General features: G+C 72.3%; 11 protein-coding genes. 4 read left to right on the top strand and 7 right to left on the bottom strand.

Going from position 1 to position 18,274, the window contains the following annotated elements; translation table 11 throughout:
- Nucleotides 1-68: 68 nt before the first annotated feature.
- From E0D90_RS12875 to E0D90_RS12865, 3 genes are all read right to left on the bottom strand, one after another.
- Nucleotides 69-878, bottom strand: a complete 810-nt coding sequence (locus E0D90_RS12875; protein ID WP_130798141.1) for a carbohydrate ABC transporter permease — start codon at nucleotides 876-878, stop codon at nucleotides 69-71.
- 104 nt (nucleotides 879-982) lie between these two features.
- Complete coding sequence (locus tag E0D90_RS12870) at nucleotides 983-1,981, bottom strand: carbohydrate ABC transporter permease (RefSeq protein ID WP_130798139.1); 999 nt, start codon at nucleotides 1,979-1,981, stop codon at nucleotides 983-985.
- A 170-nt stretch (nucleotides 1,982-2,151) separates the two neighbouring features.
- Entirely contained in the window at nucleotides 2,152-3,432 is a 1,281-nt protein-coding gene (locus tag E0D90_RS12865) for a sugar ABC transporter substrate-binding protein (protein WP_130798137.1), read from the bottom strand.
- Nucleotides 3,433-3,647: 215 nt separating this feature from the next.
- Between E0D90_RS12865 and E0D90_RS12860 the strand changes: the two genes are divergently transcribed.
- Nucleotides 3,648-4,250 (top strand): hypothetical protein, encoded by a 603-nt coding sequence (locus tag E0D90_RS12860; RefSeq protein ID WP_130798135.1) that lies wholly within the window; start codon nucleotides 3,648-3,650, stop codon nucleotides 4,248-4,250.
- 160 nt (nucleotides 4,251-4,410) lie between these two features.
- On the opposite strand, the gene E0D90_RS12855 is transcribed toward E0D90_RS12860, so the two are convergent.
- The 3 genes from E0D90_RS12855 to E0D90_RS12845 all read right to left on the bottom strand — a co-directional run bounded on the left by E0D90_RS12855 (nucleotide 4,411) and on the right by E0D90_RS12845 (nucleotide 11,519).
- Nucleotides 4,411-5,871: a glutamate synthase subunit beta gene (locus E0D90_RS12855; protein WP_103503721.1), complete on the bottom strand. Its 1,461-nt coding sequence runs from the start codon at nucleotides 5,869-5,871 to the stop codon at nucleotides 4,411-4,413.
- Complete coding sequence (gene gltB, locus E0D90_RS12850) at nucleotides 5,864-10,483, bottom strand: glutamate synthase large subunit (protein ID WP_130798133.1); 4,620 nt, start codon at nucleotides 10,481-10,483, stop codon at nucleotides 5,864-5,866. The genes E0D90_RS12855 and gltB overlap by 8 nt, the downstream gene beginning before the upstream one ends.
- Before the next feature lie 637 nt (nucleotides 10,484-11,120).
- Entirely contained in the window at nucleotides 11,121-11,519 is a 399-nt protein-coding gene (locus E0D90_RS12845; protein WP_157996858.1) for an STAS domain-containing protein, read from the bottom strand.
- 168 nt (nucleotides 11,520-11,687) lie between these two features.
- Between E0D90_RS12845 and dnaG the strand changes: the two genes are divergently transcribed.
- Complete coding sequence (gene dnaG, locus E0D90_RS12840; protein WP_130798129.1) at nucleotides 11,688-13,532, top strand: DNA primase; 1,845 nt, start codon at nucleotides 11,688-11,690, stop codon at nucleotides 13,530-13,532.
- Between the two features lie 314 nt (nucleotides 13,533-13,846).
- Nucleotides 13,847-14,914, top strand: coding sequence for an RNA polymerase sigma factor (locus E0D90_RS12835; protein ID WP_174856189.1), 1,068 nt, complete (start codon nucleotides 13,847-13,849; stop codon nucleotides 14,912-14,914).
- Nucleotides 14,915-14,982: 68 nt separating this feature from the next.
- Here the strand turns inward: E0D90_RS12835 and E0D90_RS12830 are convergent, their stop codons facing one another.
- Nucleotides 14,983-16,398 (bottom strand): FGGY family carbohydrate kinase, encoded by a 1,416-nt coding sequence (locus tag E0D90_RS12830; RefSeq protein WP_130798125.1) that lies wholly within the window; start codon nucleotides 16,396-16,398, stop codon nucleotides 14,983-14,985.
- A 317-nt stretch (nucleotides 16,399-16,715) separates the two neighbouring features.
- On the opposite strand from E0D90_RS12830, the gene E0D90_RS12825 reads away from it, so the two are divergent.
- Entirely contained in the window at nucleotides 16,716-18,266 is a 1,551-nt protein-coding gene (locus E0D90_RS12825) for a glycoside hydrolase family 3 protein (protein WP_130798123.1), read from the top strand.
- The last annotated feature ends 8 nt before the right edge of the window (nucleotides 18,267-18,274 follow it).

Below are 18,274 nucleotides of genomic sequence, written 5' to 3'. Positions count from 1 at the left end.
GCGGAGCCCCACGTGTGAGCCACCCTGAGACATCCTGAGACACCTGGGGCGTGAGGCGCCGCCCGGGATCACCCCTTGACGGCCCCGGCGGCCAGCCCCGAGGCGAGGCGTCGCTGGACCACGATGAAGAACACCAGCACGGGGACGGTGATCAGCGTGGAGCCGGCCATGACCGCGCCCCAGTCGGTGGCGTACGGACCGGCGAAGTACCGCAGTCCGACGGCGGCGGTGTACTTGCTCTGGTCCTGCATGAACACGAAGGCGAAGATGAACTCGTTCCAGGCCACGATGAAGGCGAAGATGCTGGTGGCGACGAGCCCGGGGGCCACCAGCGGCAGCAGCACGGAGCGGAACATCCGCCACCAGCCGCAGCCGTCGAGGTAGGCCGCCTCCTCGATCTCCGGCGGCACGGCGGCGACGAAGCCGCGCAGCGTCCAGATGGCGAACGGCAGCGAGAACGCCAGGTAGACGATGATCAGGCCCAGCAGGGTGTTCAGCATCTGCAGGTTGCGCATCTGGAGGAAGAGCGGGATGACCAGCGCCTCCAGCGGCACCATCTGCACGATCAGCACCATGATCAGGACCTTGGTGCGCATCCGGAACCGGAAGCGGGCCACGGCGATGGCGGCGAACAGCGACAGCGCGGCGGCGAGCAGCACGGTGCCGACGCCGACGATGGCCGAGTTGGCGAGGTAGCGGCCGAAGCCGCCGCGGTCCAGCACATACCGGAAGTGGTCCCAGGTGAACCCGGTCGGGACCAGCGACGCACCACGGGAGTTGGCGCCGGGGTCCACCGCCGAGCTGACCATCCAGTACACGGGGAACAGCGAGAAGCCGATCACCGCGACGACGGCCAGGGCCAGTCCGGCCCGGCGCAGTACGCGCCCGGCGCCGCCGGGCCTGGTGGCGCCGCGCGGGGTGACGGGCGCGGGAGGGGTCACGGGCGCGGCCGGGGTGGCGGGGGTCGCTGGCGTCGCGGCGGTCACAGCTCGTCCTTCTCCTTGAACAGGGTCCGCACGTAGAGCACCGTGATGACCAGCAGCAGCACGGTCAGCAGCACGGCGATGGCCGCGCCCTGGCCGTAGTCGTTGCGGCCGAAGGACCGCACATAGGACCACACGCCCAGGTTGAGGACGGCGGGATTGGCGCCGTCTCCGCCCGGCATCAGGTAGATCTGGACGAAGACCTTGAAGTCCCAGATGGTCGACAGGATGGTGACCACGGTGAACACCGGTTTGATGGTGGGCACGGTGACGTGCCAGAACCGCTGCCAGGCGTTGGCCCCGTCGACGGTCGCTGCCTCCGGGAGTTCCCGGGGGATGGTCAGCAGCCCGGCGAAGACGGTGATGGCGACGAACGGGAAGCCGTGGTGGACGACGTTCAGCACGGCGATCGCGTAGAAGGACCAGCGGTCGGTGAACCAGTTGGTCTCACGGGGTTCGATCATCCCCAGGCCGTCCAGGCCCGCGCTGACGGGGCCGTTGAGCGGGTCGAAGATCCAGATCCAGGCGTAGGTGCCGGTGACGGCGGGCATCGCCCAGGCGGCCATGATCGCGGTGGAGCACACCACGCGCCAGAAGCGGCCGAGGCGGTGGAGCAGCAGCGCGACCAGGGTGCCGGTGGCCACGGTCAGGGTGACGCAGGCGACGGCGAAGACGACGGTGTTGGGCAGCGCCGTGGTCCACAGGAAGGAGTCGGTGAGCAGGGCGCGGTAGTTGTCGAATCCGGTGTAGTTGCTCTCGCCGGTCCTGATCTCCCGCAGGCCGTAGTCCTGGAAGGACAGGAGCACGACGCGCAGCAGCGGCCACAGCAGGAGCACGGCCAGCACGATCAGGGCGGGTGCCAGCAGCAGCCAGGGCCTGGTGGCGCGCAGGCGTCGCTGCCGGGTGAGCCGACGGGCGCGGGCGGTCTCCGCGTCGTCGGGGCCGGCGGGCGGGGTGTCGCTGCCGGGTTCCGGGCCGGGCCGGGTGTCGATCGCCATCAGTCGTGGACCGTCCGTTCGGTGGCCGTCCGGTCGGCGGCCCGCTGGTGGTTGACCATCGCTGTTCGTTGACCTCCGCCCGGTGACCCGGCCGTGAGTCGCTCCCCGCCGTGCGCCGTGCCGGTGCCCGGGGAGAACGCTCCCGGGCACCGGCACAGCGGCTCACCCGCTCACTCCTGGAAGATGCGGTCCATCGCGGCAGCGGCGTCGTCGGCGGCCGTCTGGACGTCCTTGTTGCCGGAGAGGATGGCCAGCAGCATCTGCTGTACGACCTGTTCGGCCTGGACCGCGCCGAACTTCTCCGTGACCGGGAGGAGTTTGCCGCCCTCGGACATCTGCTCCGCGAACGGGGCGACATAGGGGTCGTCGCTGGTGGAGTACTCCGCCAGCAGGCTCTGCTGGCCGGGGAAGAAGCCGGTCTCCTCCGACCAGCGGTCCGCGAAATCACCAGTGGTCATCAACTTGACCAGTTCCCAGGCGAGTTCGGGCTCGCTACTGCCCTCAATCACGCTGACCAGCGAGCCGCCCATGAAGGAGGGGCTGATGCCGCCGTCCTTCCCCGGCATGGGCAGCACGCCGAACTTCCCGTCCCAGGACTCGTCCTCGTTCAGCAGGTTGCCCACCGTCCAGGCGCCGTTGACGATCATGGCGGCCTGGCCGTCCTGGAAGCTCTGCAGCGAGTCGGCCTCGGTCCAGGTGTTGGCGGCGGCCACCGACAGACCGTGCTCGGTGGCGAGTTCGGTGAAGAAGGTGATGCCTTCCACCGCTTCGGGCGAGTTGATGGTGGAGGTCCAGCCGTCGCCGTCCTCGACGGCGATCTCGGCGCCGGCGCCCCAGAGGTAGGGGTAGAAGGAGTGCTCGCTGGAGCCGGGAACCGGATACGGGATCATGTCCGGTTCGAGATCCTTGAGTTGGAGCCCGACCTCCAGCAGTTCGTCCCAGGTGGTGGGCGGCTCCAGGCCGTGCTCCTCGAAGACGTCGGCGCGGTAGAAGAGCGCGCGGATTCCGGCGTACCAGGGCATGCCGTAGAGCTGTCCGTCCACGGTGCCCGCCTGCTGGAGCCCTTCGACCAGGTCTCCGGAGAGGCCGTCGTCCTCTATCCAGTCGCTCATGTCGGCGACGATGGCGGCGTCCGCGAACTCCGGGACCCAGGTGGTCCCGATCTCGGAGACGTCCGGCAGGGTGTCGCCGGCCGCGGCGGTGGTGAACTTGTCGTGGGCCTCGTCCCAGGGCACCAGCTGGTAGTTGAGGCGGGCGCCGGTCTCCTCCTCGAACGCGGCCTTCAGATCCTCGAAGTAGCTTCCGGTGTCCGGGTAGGTGCCTTCCATGACCCACAGTTCGAGGGTCGCTCCGGAGGCTCCGTCGCCGCTGCCGCTGCCGCCGTCGCCGCCGCAGGCGGTGAGCAGACCGAGCGACATCGCGGCCGCCAGGGCGGTGTGGCGCCTTCTCATGACAGTTCCTCCAAGCGTCCGACCGTCACCGGTGAGACCGGCGCGCTGGCGACGATTCTGGCCCGAGCTGATCACGGGAGCGGGTGCGTTGCATCACGGAACCGCACCGTTAGTGGCCTGTACCACTGATTCGGCGGAACCCGTCGGGGCACGCGTCCGTCAGAGATCCAAGAGCCCCGCGTTCCGGGTGGGGCTCACGGGACGGAAGGAGCGTCATGCGTAAGACGGTGCTGATTCCGATGCTGGCCGCCGGGGCCCTGGTTCTGTCGGGGTGCGGCGGGGAGGACGATTCCTCCGACACGGGGGCGCCGCCGGCCTCGGACGGGGCGGGTGACGACGGCGCGGCGACCGGCGGCGGCGAGGACGACGGTGGCGAAGGCGGCGACAGTCCCGGTGGCGAGGACCCGGGCGCCGGCGGCGACCAGCGGCAGCCGGGCGAGAAGCCCGACGAGAGTGTCTTCCACGAGCGGGCCGAACAGATCGCCGCCGACTGGCCGTCGGCGCAGCCCGCCGAGGCGTCCAGCCCGGTGCTCTGGGCGGTCGAGGGTGTCATCGACGCCGAACCAGGCGACACCGAACTGACCGTGGTCATCGGCCACGGCGACTGTGACGCCGAATGGGGCAGTTGGGTCCACGAGACCGACGACCTGGTGATTCTCGGCGGCTGGTCGGTGGAGGACACCGATGTCGAGGTGTGCAACGAGATGCTCGCGGTCGACGAGGTCGAGGTCGAGCTGGAGAACGAGCTGGGTGACCGCACCCTGGTGGACGCCATGACGGCGCAGGAGCCCACCCCGATGCAGCCCGACGAGGGCTGACGACCGCTCTCGTCGCGAACCTCGCCGCGCACACACCTCCCGTCGCCCGGGAGGTCGCCACCCCGCGAAGCGGACATGACGCCGCCCGGTACCAGGGATGAGCCGGTACCGGGCGGCGGGCTGTGTGCCCGGCGCGCGGGGCGCCGGGCGGGGCGAAGCGTCAGACGGTGAGCGAGCGGTCCGTCGGCCTGACCGGGTACGGCAGTTCGCTGCCGCCGGTGAGGAAGCGGTCCACGCCCCGGGCCGCGGCGCGGCCCTCGGCGATGGCCCACACGATCAGGGACTGGCCGCGCCCGGCGTCACCGGCGACGAACACCCCACGGGCGGAGGTGGCGTACTCGGCGTCGCGGGCGATGTTGCCGCGCTCGTCCAGGTCGAGGTCGAACTGGCCGGTCAGGCCGTTCTCGGTGTCGGTTCCGGTGAAGCCCATGGCGAGGGTGACCAGTTGCGCGGGGATGCGCCGCTCGGTGCCCTCCTTCTGGGTGAGGCGACCGTCGACGAACTCGACCTCGATCAGGTGCAGCCACTGGACGTTGCCGTCCTCGTCGCCCTCGAAGTGGGTGGTGGAGACGGAGTAGACCCGCTCGCCGCCCTCCTCGTGTGCGGAGCTGACCTTGTACAGCATGGGGAAGGTGGGCCACGGCTGGTTCGGGGCGCGGTCCTCGCCGGGCCGGGGCATGATCTCCAGCTGGGTGACGGAGGCGGCGCCCTGGCGGTGCGCGGTGCCGACGCAGTCCGCGCCGGTGTCGCCGCCGCCGATGACGACGACGTGCTTGCCCTCGGCGGAGATGGGCGAGGTGATGAAGTCGCCCTCCTGCACCTTGTTGGACAGCGGCAGGTACTCCATCGCCTGGTGGATGCCCCGGAGTTCCCGTCCGGGGACCGGCAGGTCGCGGGCGGTGGTGGCTCCGGCGGCGATGACGACGGCGTCGTAGCGGCGCCGCAGGTCGGTGGCCTGGATGTCGCGGCCGATCTCCACACCGGTGCGGAACTTGGTGCCTTCCGCCCGCATCTGCTCGATGCGCCGGTTGATGTGGCGCTTCTCCATCTTGAACTCGGGGATGCCGTAGCGCAGCAGCCCGCCGAGGCGGTCGGCCCGCTCGAACACGGCGACGGTGTGGCCGGCCCGGGTCAGCTGCTGGGCGGCGGCCAGCCCGGCGGGGCCTGAGCCGACGACGGCGACGGTCTTCCCCGACAGGCGGCCGGGTGGCTGCGGGGTCACGGCCCCGGCCTCCCACGCCTTGTCGATGATGGTGACCTCGACGTTCTTGATGGTCACCGCGGGCTGGTTGATCGCCAGCACGCACGCCGACTCGCACGGCGCGGGGCAGAGCCGCCCGGTGAACTCGGGGAAGTTGTTGGTGGCGTGCAGCCGCTCGCTGGCGGCGTCCCAGTCCCCGCGGTAGGCGTAGTCGTTCCACTCGGGGATGAGGTTCCCCAGCGGACAGCCGTTGTGACAGAACGGGATGCCGCAGTCCATGCAGCGGCCGGCCTGGCGGCTGATGATCGGCAGCAGCGATCCGGGGACGTAGACCTCGTCCCAGTCCTGGACGCGCTCGGAGACCGGGCGGGTCCGCGCGACCTCACGGCCGGTGGTGAGAAAGCCCTTCGGGTCAGCCATGTGCCGCCGCCTCCATCATCTTCTCGTGGGTCGCGGACTCCGAGAGCCCGGCCTGCTCGGCGGCGTCCTTGGCGGCGAGCACTGCCTTGTAGGTGAGCGGAACGATCTTGCTGAACCGGGTGACCGCGGTGTCCCAGTCGGCCAGCAGCTTCTCCGCGACGGTCGAGCCGGTCTCCAGGTGGTGACGGCGCACGACGTCGTGCAGCCACGCGGCGTCGGACTCCTCCAGCTCCGCGACCGCGTCCCGGTTGCCCACGTTGACGTGGGCGCGGTCGAGGTCGATCAGGTAGGCGGTGCCGCCCGACATGCCGGCGCCGAAGTTCCGGCCGGTGGTGCCGAGCACCACGGCGGTGCCGCCGGTCATGTACTCGCAGCCGTGGTCGCCCACGCCCTCGGCGACCACCAGGGCGCCGGAGTTGCGGACGCAGAACCGCTCGCCGACCTGGCCGCGCAGGAACATCTCACCGCCGGTCGCGCCGTAGGCGAGGGTGTTGCCGGCGATGGTGGAGTACTCGGCGAGGTGGTCGGCGCCCCGGTCGGGACGGACGACGAGCCGGCCGCCGGAGAGGCCCTTGCCGACGTAGTCGTTGGCGTCGCCCTCCAGCCGGAGGGTCACGCCGCGCGGCACGAACGCGCCGAACGACTGGCCGGCCGAACCGGTGAAGGTCAGGTCGATGGTGTCGTCCGGGAGGCCGTCACCGCCGAACCTCTTGGTGACCTCGTGACCGAGCATGGTGCCGACGGTCCGGTTGATGTTGCGGATGGCCAGCTGGGCGCGGACCGGTCCGGCGTCCTCGGCCCGTTCGGCGCTCAGGGCGTCGGCGGAGAGCCGGATCAGCTCGTTGTCCAGCGCCTTGGCCAGGCCGTGGTCCTGCGTGGCGATCTGGTGCCGGACGGCGCCCTCGGGCAGATCCGGCACGTGCAGCAGCGGTGCGAGGTCCAGGCCGCCGGCCTTCCAGTGGTCCACCGCGCGGCTGGTGTCCAGCAGTTCCGCGTGGCCGACCGCCTCGTCCAGGGTGCGGAAGCCCAGCTCGGCCAGCAGCTCGCGGACCTCCTCGGCGATGAACTCGAAGAAGTTCACGACGTGGTCGGCCTGGCCGGCGTAGCGCTCGCGCAGCACCGGGTTCTGGGTGGCGATGCCCACCGGGCAGGTGTCCAGGTGGCAGACGCGCATCATCACGCAGCCGGAGACCACCAGCGGGGCGGTCGCGAAGCAGTACTCCTCGGCGCCCAGGAGCGCCGCGATCAGCACGTCGCGGCCGGTCTTCAGCTGGCCGTCGGTCTGCACCACGATCCGGTCGCGCAGGCCGTTGAGGAGCAGCGTCTGCTGGGTCTCGGCGAGGCCGAGCTCCCAGGGGCCGCCCGCGTGCTTCAGCGAGGTCAGCGGGGAGGCGCCGGTGCCGCCGTCGTGTCCGGAGATCAGCACCACGTCGGCATGCGCCTTGGAGACGCCGGCCGCGACCGTGCCGACGCCGACCTCGGATACCAGCTTCACGTGGATGCGGGCCGCCGGGTTGGCGTTCTTGAGGTCGTGGATCAGCTGCGCCAGGTCCTCGATCGAGTAGATGTCGTGGTGCGGCGGCGGGGAGATCAGGCCGACGCCGGGGGTGGAGTGCCGGGTCTTGGCGACCCAAGGGTAGACCTTGTGGCCGGGCAGCTGGCCGCCCTCACCGGGCTTGGCGCCCTGCGCCATCTTGATCTGGATGTCGTCGGCGTTGACCAGGTACTCGGAAGTGACGCCGAACCGGCCGGAGGCCACCTGCTTGATCGCCGAGCGCCGCTCGGGGTCGTACAGCCGCTCGGCGTCCTCGCCGCCCTCACCGGTGTTGGACTTGGCGCCCAGCCGGTTCATGGCGATGGCCAGCGTCTCGTGCGCCTCCTGCGAGATGGAGCCGTAGGACATGGCGCCGGTGGAGAAGCGGCGGACGATCTCCGAGACCGGTTCCACCTCCTCCAGCGGCACCGGCTGCCGGTCGTGCCGGAGCCCGAACAGCCCGCGCAGGGTCATCAGCCGCTCGGACTGCTCGTTCACCCGCTCGGTGTACTGCTTGAAGATGTCGTAGCGGCGTTCGCGGGTGGAGTGCTGGAGCCGGAAGACGGTGTCGGGGTCGAAGAGGTGCGGCTCGCCCTCGCGGCGCCACTGGTACTCGCCGCCGATCTCCAGCCGCCGGTGTGCGGAGGTGACGCCGGAGCGCGGGTAGGCGCGGGCGTGGCGTTCGGCCACCTCACGGGCGACGACCTCCAGGTCGACGCCGCCGATCTTGGTGGTCGTGCCGTGGAAGTAGGTCGCGACGAACTGCTCGTCCAGGCCGATCGCCTCGAAGACCTGCGCGCCCCGGTAGGAGGCGACGGTGGAGATGCCCATCTTGGACATCACCTTCAGCACGCCCTTGCCCAGCGCCTTGATCAGGTTCCGGATGGCGTTCTCGGAGGTGAGGTCGGGGACGTTCTCGAAGAACGTGCCGCGCCGGGCGAGGTCCTCGACCGACTCCATCGCGAGGTACGGGTTGACGGCGGCGGCGCCGTAGCCGATGAGCAGCGCGACGTGGTGCACCTCGCGCACGTCGCCGGCCTCCACCAGCAGCCCCACCTGGGTGCGCTGCTTGGTACCGATCAGGTGGTGGTGGACGGCGGAGGTGAGCAGCAGCGAGGGGATCGGCGCGTGCTCGGCGTCGGAGTGCCGGTCGGAGAGCACGATGATCCGCGCCCCGTCGGCGATGGCGGCGTCGGCCTCTGCGCAGATCTCGGCGATGCGGTCCGCCAGCGCGGTGCCGCCGCCGCTGACGCGGTAGAGGCCGGAGAGGATCGCCGAGGAGAACGCCGGCAGGTCGCCGTCGGCGTTGATGTGGATCAGGTTGGCCAGCTCGTCGTTGTCGATGACCGGGAACGGCAGCGTGACGCTGCGGCAGGAGGCGGCCGTCGGGTCGAGCAGGTTGCCCTGGGGGCCCAGCGAGGAGTGCAGGGAGGTGACCAGTTCCTCGCGGATCGCGTCCAGCGGCGGGTTGGTGACCTGCGCGAACAGCTGGGTGAAGTAGTCGAAGATCAGCCGGGGCCGGTCGGAGAGCGCGGCGATCGGGGTGTCGGTGCCCATGGACCCGATCGGCTCGGCGCCGGTGCGGGCCATCGGCGCCAGCAGGACACGCAGCTCCTCCTCGGTGTAGCCGAAGGTCTGCTGCCGGCGGGTGACCGAGGCGTGGGTGTGCACGATGTGCTCACGCTCGGGGAGGTGGCCCAGCTCGATCAGCCCGTCGTCGAGCCACTCCTGGTAGGGGTGCTCGGCGGCCAGCCCGGCCTTGATCTCGTCGTCCTCGATGATGCGGCCGGCGGCGGTGTCCACCAGGAACATCCGTCCCGGCTGGAGCCGTCCCTTGCGCACCACACGGGCGGGGTCGATGTCCAGGACGCCGACCTCGGAGGAGAGCACCACGAAGCCGTCGTCGGTGACCCAGTAGCGGCCGGGGCGCAGACCGTTGCGGTCCAGGACCGCGCCGACCTGGGTGCCGTCGGTGAAGGTGACGCAGGCCGGTCCGTCCCAGGGCTCCATCATCGTGGAGTGGTACTGGTAGAAGGCCCGGCGCGCCGGGTCCATGGAGTCGCTGTTCTCCCATGCCTCGGGCACCATCATCAGCACCGCGTGCGGGAGGGAACGGCCGCCGAGGTGCAGCAGTTCCAGGACCTCGTCGAAGGACGCCGAGTCGGAGGCGTCCGGGGTACAGACCGGGAAGACGCGCTCCAGGGCCTTCTGCGGGTCGGTGGCGTCGCCGCCCGCCGCTCCGGCCGCCGCGAACTTGTCGCTGAACAGCTGCGACTCGCGGGCCCGCATCCAGTTGCGGTTGCCCTTGACCGTGTTGATCTCGCCGTTGTGGGCGATGAACCGGTACGGGTGCGCCAGCGGCCAGCTCGGGAAGGTGTTGGTGGAGAACCGGGAGTGGACCAGCGCGACCGCCGACGCCAGACGGCGGTCGGAGAGGTCGGGGAAGAACGGCTCCAGCTGCCCGGTGGTCAGCATTCCCTTGTAGACCAGGGTGCGGGAGGACAGCGAGGGGAAGTAGACCCCGGCCTCGCGCTCGGCGCGCTTGCGCAGCACGAACGCGGGGCGGTCCAGCTCCAGGCCGCTCTGCCGGCCGTCGCTGACGAAGATCTGCCGGAAGACCGGCATGGTGGAGCGGGCGGAGGCGCCCAGCAGGCCGGGGGTGGCGGGCACGTCCCGCCAGCCGAGGACGGTCAACCCCTCCTCGGCGGCGATCGCCTCGATACGGGCCGCGGCCTCGTCGGCGGCGGCGCCCTCGCCCTCGTCGCCTTCCCCGGCGGGGAGGAAGGCGGTGCCGACCGCGTAGTGGCCGGCGGCCGGCAGTTCGAAGCCGGTGTTCTCGCGCAGGAACGCGTCGGGGACCTGGATGAGGATGCCGGCGCCGTCACCGGTGTCCGGGTCGGAGCCGGTGGCGCCGCGGTGCTCCAGGTTGCGGAGTACCGTCAGCGCCCGGTCCACCAGGTCGTGGCTGGCCTCACCGGTGAGAGTGGCGACGAACCCGACGCCGCACGCGTCGTGCTCCTCCGCCGGGTCGTACATCCCCTGCTTGGCCGGATAGGCAGCCGTAGACCCTGCACGCATCGGCTCTCCCGTCGTCGTCAGTGGCATGGTGCTTGTACCGAGGGACGACGTTGGCCCTGGCGAAATTTCGTGAAGGTTACATGATGGCGGTGTTACCGGTGAGCGCGTAGCCGTATCCATCATGCGGACCGCCGCTACCGGCGGCCACCGCGGAAAGTCCTCAACCGGGCGGGCCACGGTGCCCACACGCGCCGTCGAGGCTCGGAGCATATGCCCGCCGGTGACATCGCCGAAACCGTCGGGTAACACACATCACCCTGGGTGAACCAGTGGCCTCGGTGTGCGCGGCATGCTCTCACCCGAGGGCGGTGCCGGGCAATGACCCCGGCGCGCGGGTGACGCGGGCCGCCGCCGGCCGCCGGCGGAGTCCCGGCGGTGGCCGTGAGAGCCGCCTTCGGCCGGGTCCGCCGCGGCGCTGACGCTGTCGCTGTCCGACATGCGGGGCACGCTACGGCGCCGGAAGCGCGGGCCGCCTCCACGACATCCGCGCCGGGACCCGCACCGCCCGGACGGCGGCGGGCTCCCGGCCGGGGACACACCGCGGCCCCGGCCGAGGCCGGGGCCGCTGGGTGCGTCGCGCCGGTGCCGCACCGGGCGCGCTGTGCCGTGGAGCGGGGCGCGCGGCGGCGAAGGAGGGTCAGGTGGGGGTGGCCGGGTCGGAGGCGCTCCCGGTGAGCCGGTACGCCGCCTCCAGGCTGTCCGCCAGCGGAAGGTGGTCCGCGGTCCCGGTCACGGTGAACACCCGCCACACGCTCGACGGAAACGGCCCCGCGATGGCCAGCGGCCGGCCGGAGAGCTGGTGGGCACTGGTGGTGGAGAGCAGGATGCCGAGCAGGGTGGAGTCGGCGAACCCCAGCCGCGAGAGATCGAGGACCGTGCACCGGCAGTCCGCGCGGAGTGCCTCGCTGAGGGTCTCCTCCAGGGGGCCCACGGCGTCGATGTCGATCTCGCCGGAGACGGCGATGGTGAACACCCGGTCGACGCGGGTGACGGTCACGGCGGCAGCCGGAGTGGGGGAGGAGGAGAAGCAGTCCACGGTCGCAATCGTTTCAGGGCGGGATCATTGGGCGAATCCCTGCCCACTTGCCCGCTTCTCAGTCGCAAGCCGTGGGAGCCGCCCACGAAGCCCGGAAACACCTGGTGGGAGACATCGCGGACCCGGCCGGGCGCGGAGCCGTCCGCGGTCGGCCGTATGCTGAGCGGCGTGGCCGGCAGGATCAATGACGAGGACGTGAAGGCGGTACGGGACGCGGTCCCGATCGACGCCGTCGTCTCCGACTACCTCCAGCTCCGCAACGCGGGCGGTGGCAACCTCAAGGGGCTGTGCCCCTTCCACGACGAGAAGTCGCCGTCCTTCCACGTCAGTCCCAGTAAGGGCTTCTACCACTGCTTCGGCTGCCAGGAGGGCGGGGACACCCTCGACTTCGTGATGAAGCAGGAGCACCTGTCCTTCTCCGAGGCGGTGGAGCGCCTCGCCGCACAGGCGGGGATCACGCTCCGCTACGAGCAGGGCGGCTACGGCCGCGCCAGCCAGGCGGGGGAGCGGACCAGGCTGGTCGAGGCACACAAGGCGGCGGCCGAGTACTTCGTGGAGCAACTGTCCTCCCCGGAGGCGGAGATCGGTCGCCGGTTCCTCGGGGAGCGCGGGTTCGACCAGGCGGCGGCCGAGCGGTTCGGCGTCGGCTACGCCCCGGCGGGCTGGGACCACGCCGCCCGGTTCCTGCGCGGGCGCGGCTTCACCGACAAGGAGCTGCTGGCCTCCGGCATCGCCCAGGACGGCCGGCGCGGCCCGATCGACCGGTTCCGGGGGCGGCTGATCTGGCCGATCCGCGACATCACCGGCGAGGTCGTCGGCTTCGGCGCCCGCCGTCTGCGCGAGGACGACCAGGGCCCCAAATACCTCAACACCCCCGAGACGCCGATCTACCGCAAGTCGCAGGTGCTCTACGGCATCGACCTGGCGAAGAAGGACATCGCCAAGGACAACCGGGCGGTCGTCGTCGAGGGCTACACCGATGTCATGGCCTGCCATCTCGCGGGCGTCGGCACCGCCATCGCCACCTGCGGCACCGCCTTCGGCGAGGGCCACATCAAGATCCTCCGCCGGCTGCTCATGGACAACTCCCGCTCCGAGGTGGTCTTCACCTTCGACGGCGACGCGGCGGGGCAGAAGGCCGCGCTGCGGGCGTTCGAGGACGACCAGAAGTTCGCCAGCAAGACGTGGATCGCCATCACCCCCGACGGCCGCGACCCCTGCGACCTGCGGCTGGAGGAGGGCGACGAGGCCGTCCGGGAGCTGGTCGGCGGGCGCACCCCGCTCTTCGAGTTCGCGATCCACTCGGTCGTCGCCGAGCACAACCTGGACACCGCCGAGGGCCGTTCGGCGGCGCTGGAGGCCGCGGTGCCGATCGTCGGCCAGATCAAGGACGGCTCGATCCAGCACGAGTACGCGGTGCGGCTGGCCGGGCTCGTCGGTATCCCGGACGAGCAGTTCGTGGTGCGGCGGGTCGCGACGCTGGCCCGCTGGCAGCGTGAGGGCGGCCGCGTCCGGGGCCCGGCGATCCAGCTGCGCAGCCCCGCGCACCGCGCCGAGCGCGAACTGCTGAAGGTCGCCCTGCAGTTCCCGCAGTTCGTGGCGCCCGCCTTCGACGCCTACGGCGAGGACGAGTTCACCGGCCCGCCGTACGCGGTCGCCCGCCGGACCATCGCCGACGCCGGCGGGACCGAGAGCGCCGACGACGGCTTCCTCGCCCGCGTGCGGGAGGCCGCGCCCGACGACGCCGTCCGGGCCCTGGTGACCGAACTCGCCGTGGAGCCGCTCGACCTGCCCCGGCGCAGGCAGCGCGAGGCCCAGCTCTACGCCGGGGAGCTGCTGGTCAAGGTCCGGCTGGCGGCGGTGGAACGGCGCGCCACCGAGCTGGAGTCGACCGCCCGCCGGCTGGAGGCGCAGGGCGACCCGGGCGCCGGTGCCGTGCGGCAGGAGATGTGGACCCTCCAGCAGTACCGCACCGCCCTGCTGGGCCGGGGCGCCGCCGCGCTCTACGGCTGACCTGCCCGGCGTCCTCGCGCGAGCAGACGCTGCCCGTTTCGCTGCCGCCGGCGTCCGCCGGCCGGCCCGCGGCGCGCGCCCGTCGATCGTCGGAGCGCGTCCCCGCCCGCGCTCCCGGCGGTGCGGCGCGGGCGCCGGAGCGTGTGTCCTGAACGTTTCTGCGACATACCACACGGGTAATCCATGGAATGCGCGGGGTAGCCGTCCGGTCCGGAACGTGAACACAGGCCGCAGGTGGGCGGGGTCGGCAGTCCTTCTCCTTCCGGTGTGTGGCGGCGCCCCCGACCGGACGCGACGACCATGGAGGTCGCTCAGTGCAGCCCCAGTCCCCGACCGGAACGGTCCTGTCCGAGCCGCCGCGCCGGACCGCCGCCCACAGAGACGCGACACCGGTGGCCGAGCGGGTGCCGCGTCAGTCCCGCCCGCGTCGTGCCGCTTCCGACGGGCCGGGTGCCCGTCCGGACCCGGGCGGCGGCTCCGGCGACCTCTTCCGCCAGTACCTGCGCGAGATCGGGCGGATACCGCTGCTCACCGCCGCCGAGGAGGTGGAGCTGGCCACCCGCATCGAGGCCGGGCTGTTCGCCGAGGAACGCCTCTCCACCGGGCCGGTGGAGGACCACCGGCTGCTGCTGGACCTCGACCGGCTGGTGGTGCGCGGCCGGATGGCGAAGTGTCAGCTGATCGAGGCCAACCTGCGCCTGGTGGTCTCCGTCGCCAAGCGGTATCTCGGACGCGGGCTGACCATGCTCGACCTCGTCCAGGAGGGCAACCTCGGTCTGATCCGGGCGGTCGAGAAGTTCGACTACACCCGCGGCTTCAAGTTCTCGACCTACGCGACCTGGTGGATCCGGCAGGCGATATCCCGGGCCATCGCCGACCAGGCCCGCACCATCCGGGTCCCGGTGCACGTGGTCGAGCTGATCAACCGGGTCATCCGCGCCCAGCGCGGCATGCTCCAGGAACGCGGCTACGAGCCGACCGCCGAGGAACTCGCCGTGCAACTGGGCCTGACGGCGACACGGGTCGGGGAGATCCTGCGGCTGGCGCAGGACCCGATCTCGCTCCAGTCCCCGGTCGGGGAGGAGGACGACGTCAACCTCGGTGACCTCATCGAGGACACCGACAGCCCCAACCCGGTGGAGACGGCCACGTTCCTGCTGCTGCGGGAGCAGCTGGAGTGCGTGCTGTCCACCCTCGCCGACCGCGAACGGCGCGTCGTCGAGCTGCGGTACGGACTCGCCGACGGCCGTCCGCGCACCCTGGAGGAGATCGGCCGGCTCTTCGGCGTCACCCGCGAACGCATCCGCCAGATCGAGCACAAGACGCTCACCAAGCTCCGCGAGCACGCCTACGCGGGCCAGCTCCGCGGCTACCTCGACTGACACCGGGCGCAGGGCGCCGCCGGGCGCCTCCGGCAGGTGGCGCGGGCGCGGCGGGCGTGGCGTGAGGGTCAGCCGAAGGCGCCGGGGTGGTGCTCCTCGCGGACCGCCTGGAACTGGTGCCGGACCGCCCGGCCCGCCTCCGGGGACTCCGGGGTGTGCAGCTCCTGGCCGCGTGCCGGCGCCCAGGCCGGCGGGGTGTCGGGCGAGAGCCGGCCGTCGGAGACGCCCTGCGCCCAGGCGGCCTGCCGGGCCGCGCCGATCGCGGCGTAGTCGGCGGCGACGGGTACCACGACCCGGGCGTCCAGCAGCGAGGGGGCGAGCGCCTGCACGGCGGGCAGTTCGGCGGCCGGGCCCAGCAGGAAGACCCGGTCGATCCGCACGCCCCGCCCGCGCAGCACCTCGGCGGCGTCGGCCAGCCCGCACAGCATCCCCTCGAACGCGGCGCGGGCCAGGTGCTCGGGCTTCATGGACTCGCGCCGCAGCCCGGTCAGGGTGCCGGCGGTGTGCGGCAGGTCGGGGGTGCGCTCGCCGGCCAGGTAGGGCAGCAGCACCAGCCCGTGCGCGCCGGGTGTTGAGCGCAGCGCCAGTTCCGAGAGACCCTGGAGGTCGCAGCCGAGGAGTTCGGCGGTGCCGCGCAGCACCCGGCCCGCGTTGAGGGTGCGCACGATGGGCAGGTGGTGGCCGGTGGCGTCGGCGAAGGCCGTGACGGTGCCGCCGGTGTCGCGCAGGGCGGTGTCGTGGAAGGCGCAGACCGAGCCGGAGGCGCCCAGCGAGATCACCGCGTCGCCGGTGTTGATGCCCAGGCCCAGGGCCGCGGCCATGGTCTCGCCCGTGCCGGCGGAGATCAGCAGTCCCTCGGGGGTGCGGCCGGCGGCCTCGGCCGGGCCGAGCACGGTCGGCAGCTCCGCCTCGTGGCCGAGGGCGAGTTCGACCAGATCCGGGCGCCAGGAGCCGGTGACCGGTGACCAGTAGCCGGTGCCGGACGCGCCGCCCCGGTCGGTGGTGAACCGCTCCGGGCTGCCGAGGAGTTGCCACACCAGCCAGTCCTGCGGCTGGAGCACGGTGACGGTGCGGGCGGCGGCCTCCGGTTCGGAACGGGCCATCCAGCGGAGCTGGCTGACCGCGTGGCTGGGCTGCGGGACGGTACCGACCGCCTCGGTCCAGGCGTCCCGTCCGCCGAGCGCGTCGATCAGGCCGACGGCGGCGGACTGGCCGCGTTCGTCGCCGCCGACCACCGGGCGGACCGGCTGGCCGGTGGTGTCCAGCGCCACGACGGCGTGCTGCTGGGCCGTCACGCCGATGGCGGTGACGTCCTCCAGCACTCCGCCGTCGGCGGCTTCGCCGAGTGAGAGCAGCCACGAGCCGGGGGCGATCTCCTCGGGATGCCGGGCGTGTGCCTGACGCAGGACCTCCCCGGTCTCGGCGTCGCAGACGACGATGCTGGTGTAGTCCGACGAGCTGTCCAGACCGGCGACAATCCCCATACACCCGATCATGCCTCATGGCGGGACTCATGGCGGGACGGTGGTGGTGTGGTGGCGGCGCGGTGGAGGCCGGGCGTGCCCGCCCCGTCCGCGTCCCCACCCGTGTGCGTCGCCGCCCGTCAGCCGCCCCTCTGCCGCCCGTCAGCTCGCCCCGCGCGCCCCACGGGCACCGGCCGTCCCGGCGTTCCGGCGCTGAGGGCGCGGCACTTGACAGCCGCCGCGCGCTCCACAAACAATCACGATTGGTCTGAACCAAGTAGCGGCGCTGTCGGACGGCCCGGTCGGCCGGCAGCCCTGACGCGCCTCCGGAGGCCCCCATGACGTCGATCAGCCCTCCCGCGCAACTGCTGGGACTGGCCACCTCCCTCCTCCAGCCCGGGTTCGAGGGGACTTTGGTCCCCGACTGGCTGCGGCGCCGCATCGACGGCGGTCTGCGCTCGGTCGTGCTCTTCGGCCGCAACATCGCCGACCTCGAACAAGTCGCCCGGCTCACCGCCCAGTTGCGCGCGGAGAACCCCGACCTGGTCATCGCCATCGACGAGGAGGCCGGCGACGTCACCAGGCTGGAGGCGTGGACCGGGGCCTCCCGCCCCGGCAACCTCGCGCTCGGCGCCGTGGACGACGTGGAGCTGACCGAGTCGGTCGCACGCGACATCGGCCGTGAACTGCACGCGGCCGGCGTCACCCTCAACTACGCGCCCAGCGCCGACGTCAACTCCAACCCGATGAACCCCGTCATCGGTGTCCGTTCCTTCGGTGCCGGAACGGACACGGTCTCCCGCCACACCGCCGCCTGGGTCCGCGGGCTCCAGTCCGCCGGAGTGGCCGCCTGTGCCAAGCACTTCCCCGGCCACGGTGACACCGCCGTCGACTCCCACCACGGCCTGCCCCACGTCGGCGCGGACGCCGAGGAGATCGCCCGCACCGCGCTGCCGCCCTTCACCGCCGCGCTGGAAGCCGGGGTGCGGGCCGTGATGACCGCGCACCTGCTGGTCCCCGCCTACGACCCCGAACTGCCCGCCACCCTCAGCCCGCGCGTCCTCCTCGGGCTGCTGCGCGAGGAGCTGGGCTTCGACGGGCTGATCGTCACCGACGGCATCGAGATGAGCGCCGTCTCCGACCGCTACGGCCTGGACGGCGCCACCGTCCGCGCGGTCGTGGCCGGAGCCGACGCGATCTGTGTGGGCGGCGGCCACGCCGGCGAGGACACCGTCGACCTGCTCTCCGGCGCCCTCGCCCACGCCGTCCTGGACGGCACCCTGACCGAGGAGCGGCTGAACGACGCCGCCGCCCGCGTCGCGGAGTTCGCCGCCTGGTCGGGCGAACGCGCCCGCGCCGTCACCCGGGACGGGATCCCCTCCGACATCGGGCTCGTCGCCGCGCGGCGGGCCGTCCACGTCCACACCGGCGCGGACGCGCTGCTGCCACTGGCCGGTGACCCGCACGTCGTCGAACTCTCCCCGACGATGAACCTCGCCGTCGACGGCCAGACCCCGTGGGGCGTCGCCGAGCCGCTACGCGCGCTGCGCCCGGGAACCACCTCGGTGCGGCTGACCGAACCCGAACTGGCCAGCCCCGAGGACGTGCTGGACCGTTCCGGGCTGGAGTCCGCCGACGGGCGCGCCCTGGTCGTCGTGGTGCGTGACGCCGCCCGGCACGGCTGGATGGCGGGCGCGGTCCGCTCCCTGCTCTCCCGCCGTCCCGACGCGGTGGTGGTCGAGATGGGAGTGCCGGACTCACCGGGCGCGGCCCCGGGCGCGGGCGGCTCCGCCAACGGCGCCGGCGCACCCGCCCACCTCGTCACCCACGGGGCCACCCGCGTCTCCGGCATCGCCGCCGCCGAACTGCTGGCGGGCGTCTCCGCCTGACGCGGGGC

Source organism: Streptomyces otsuchiensis, assembly GCF_004305975.1.
GTDB lineage: Bacteria > Actinomycetota > Actinomycetes > Streptomycetales > Streptomycetaceae > Streptomyces > Streptomyces otsuchiensis.
Note: the sequence above shows the minus strand (reverse complement) of the source record. Positions and strands in the feature narration are given on the sequence as shown.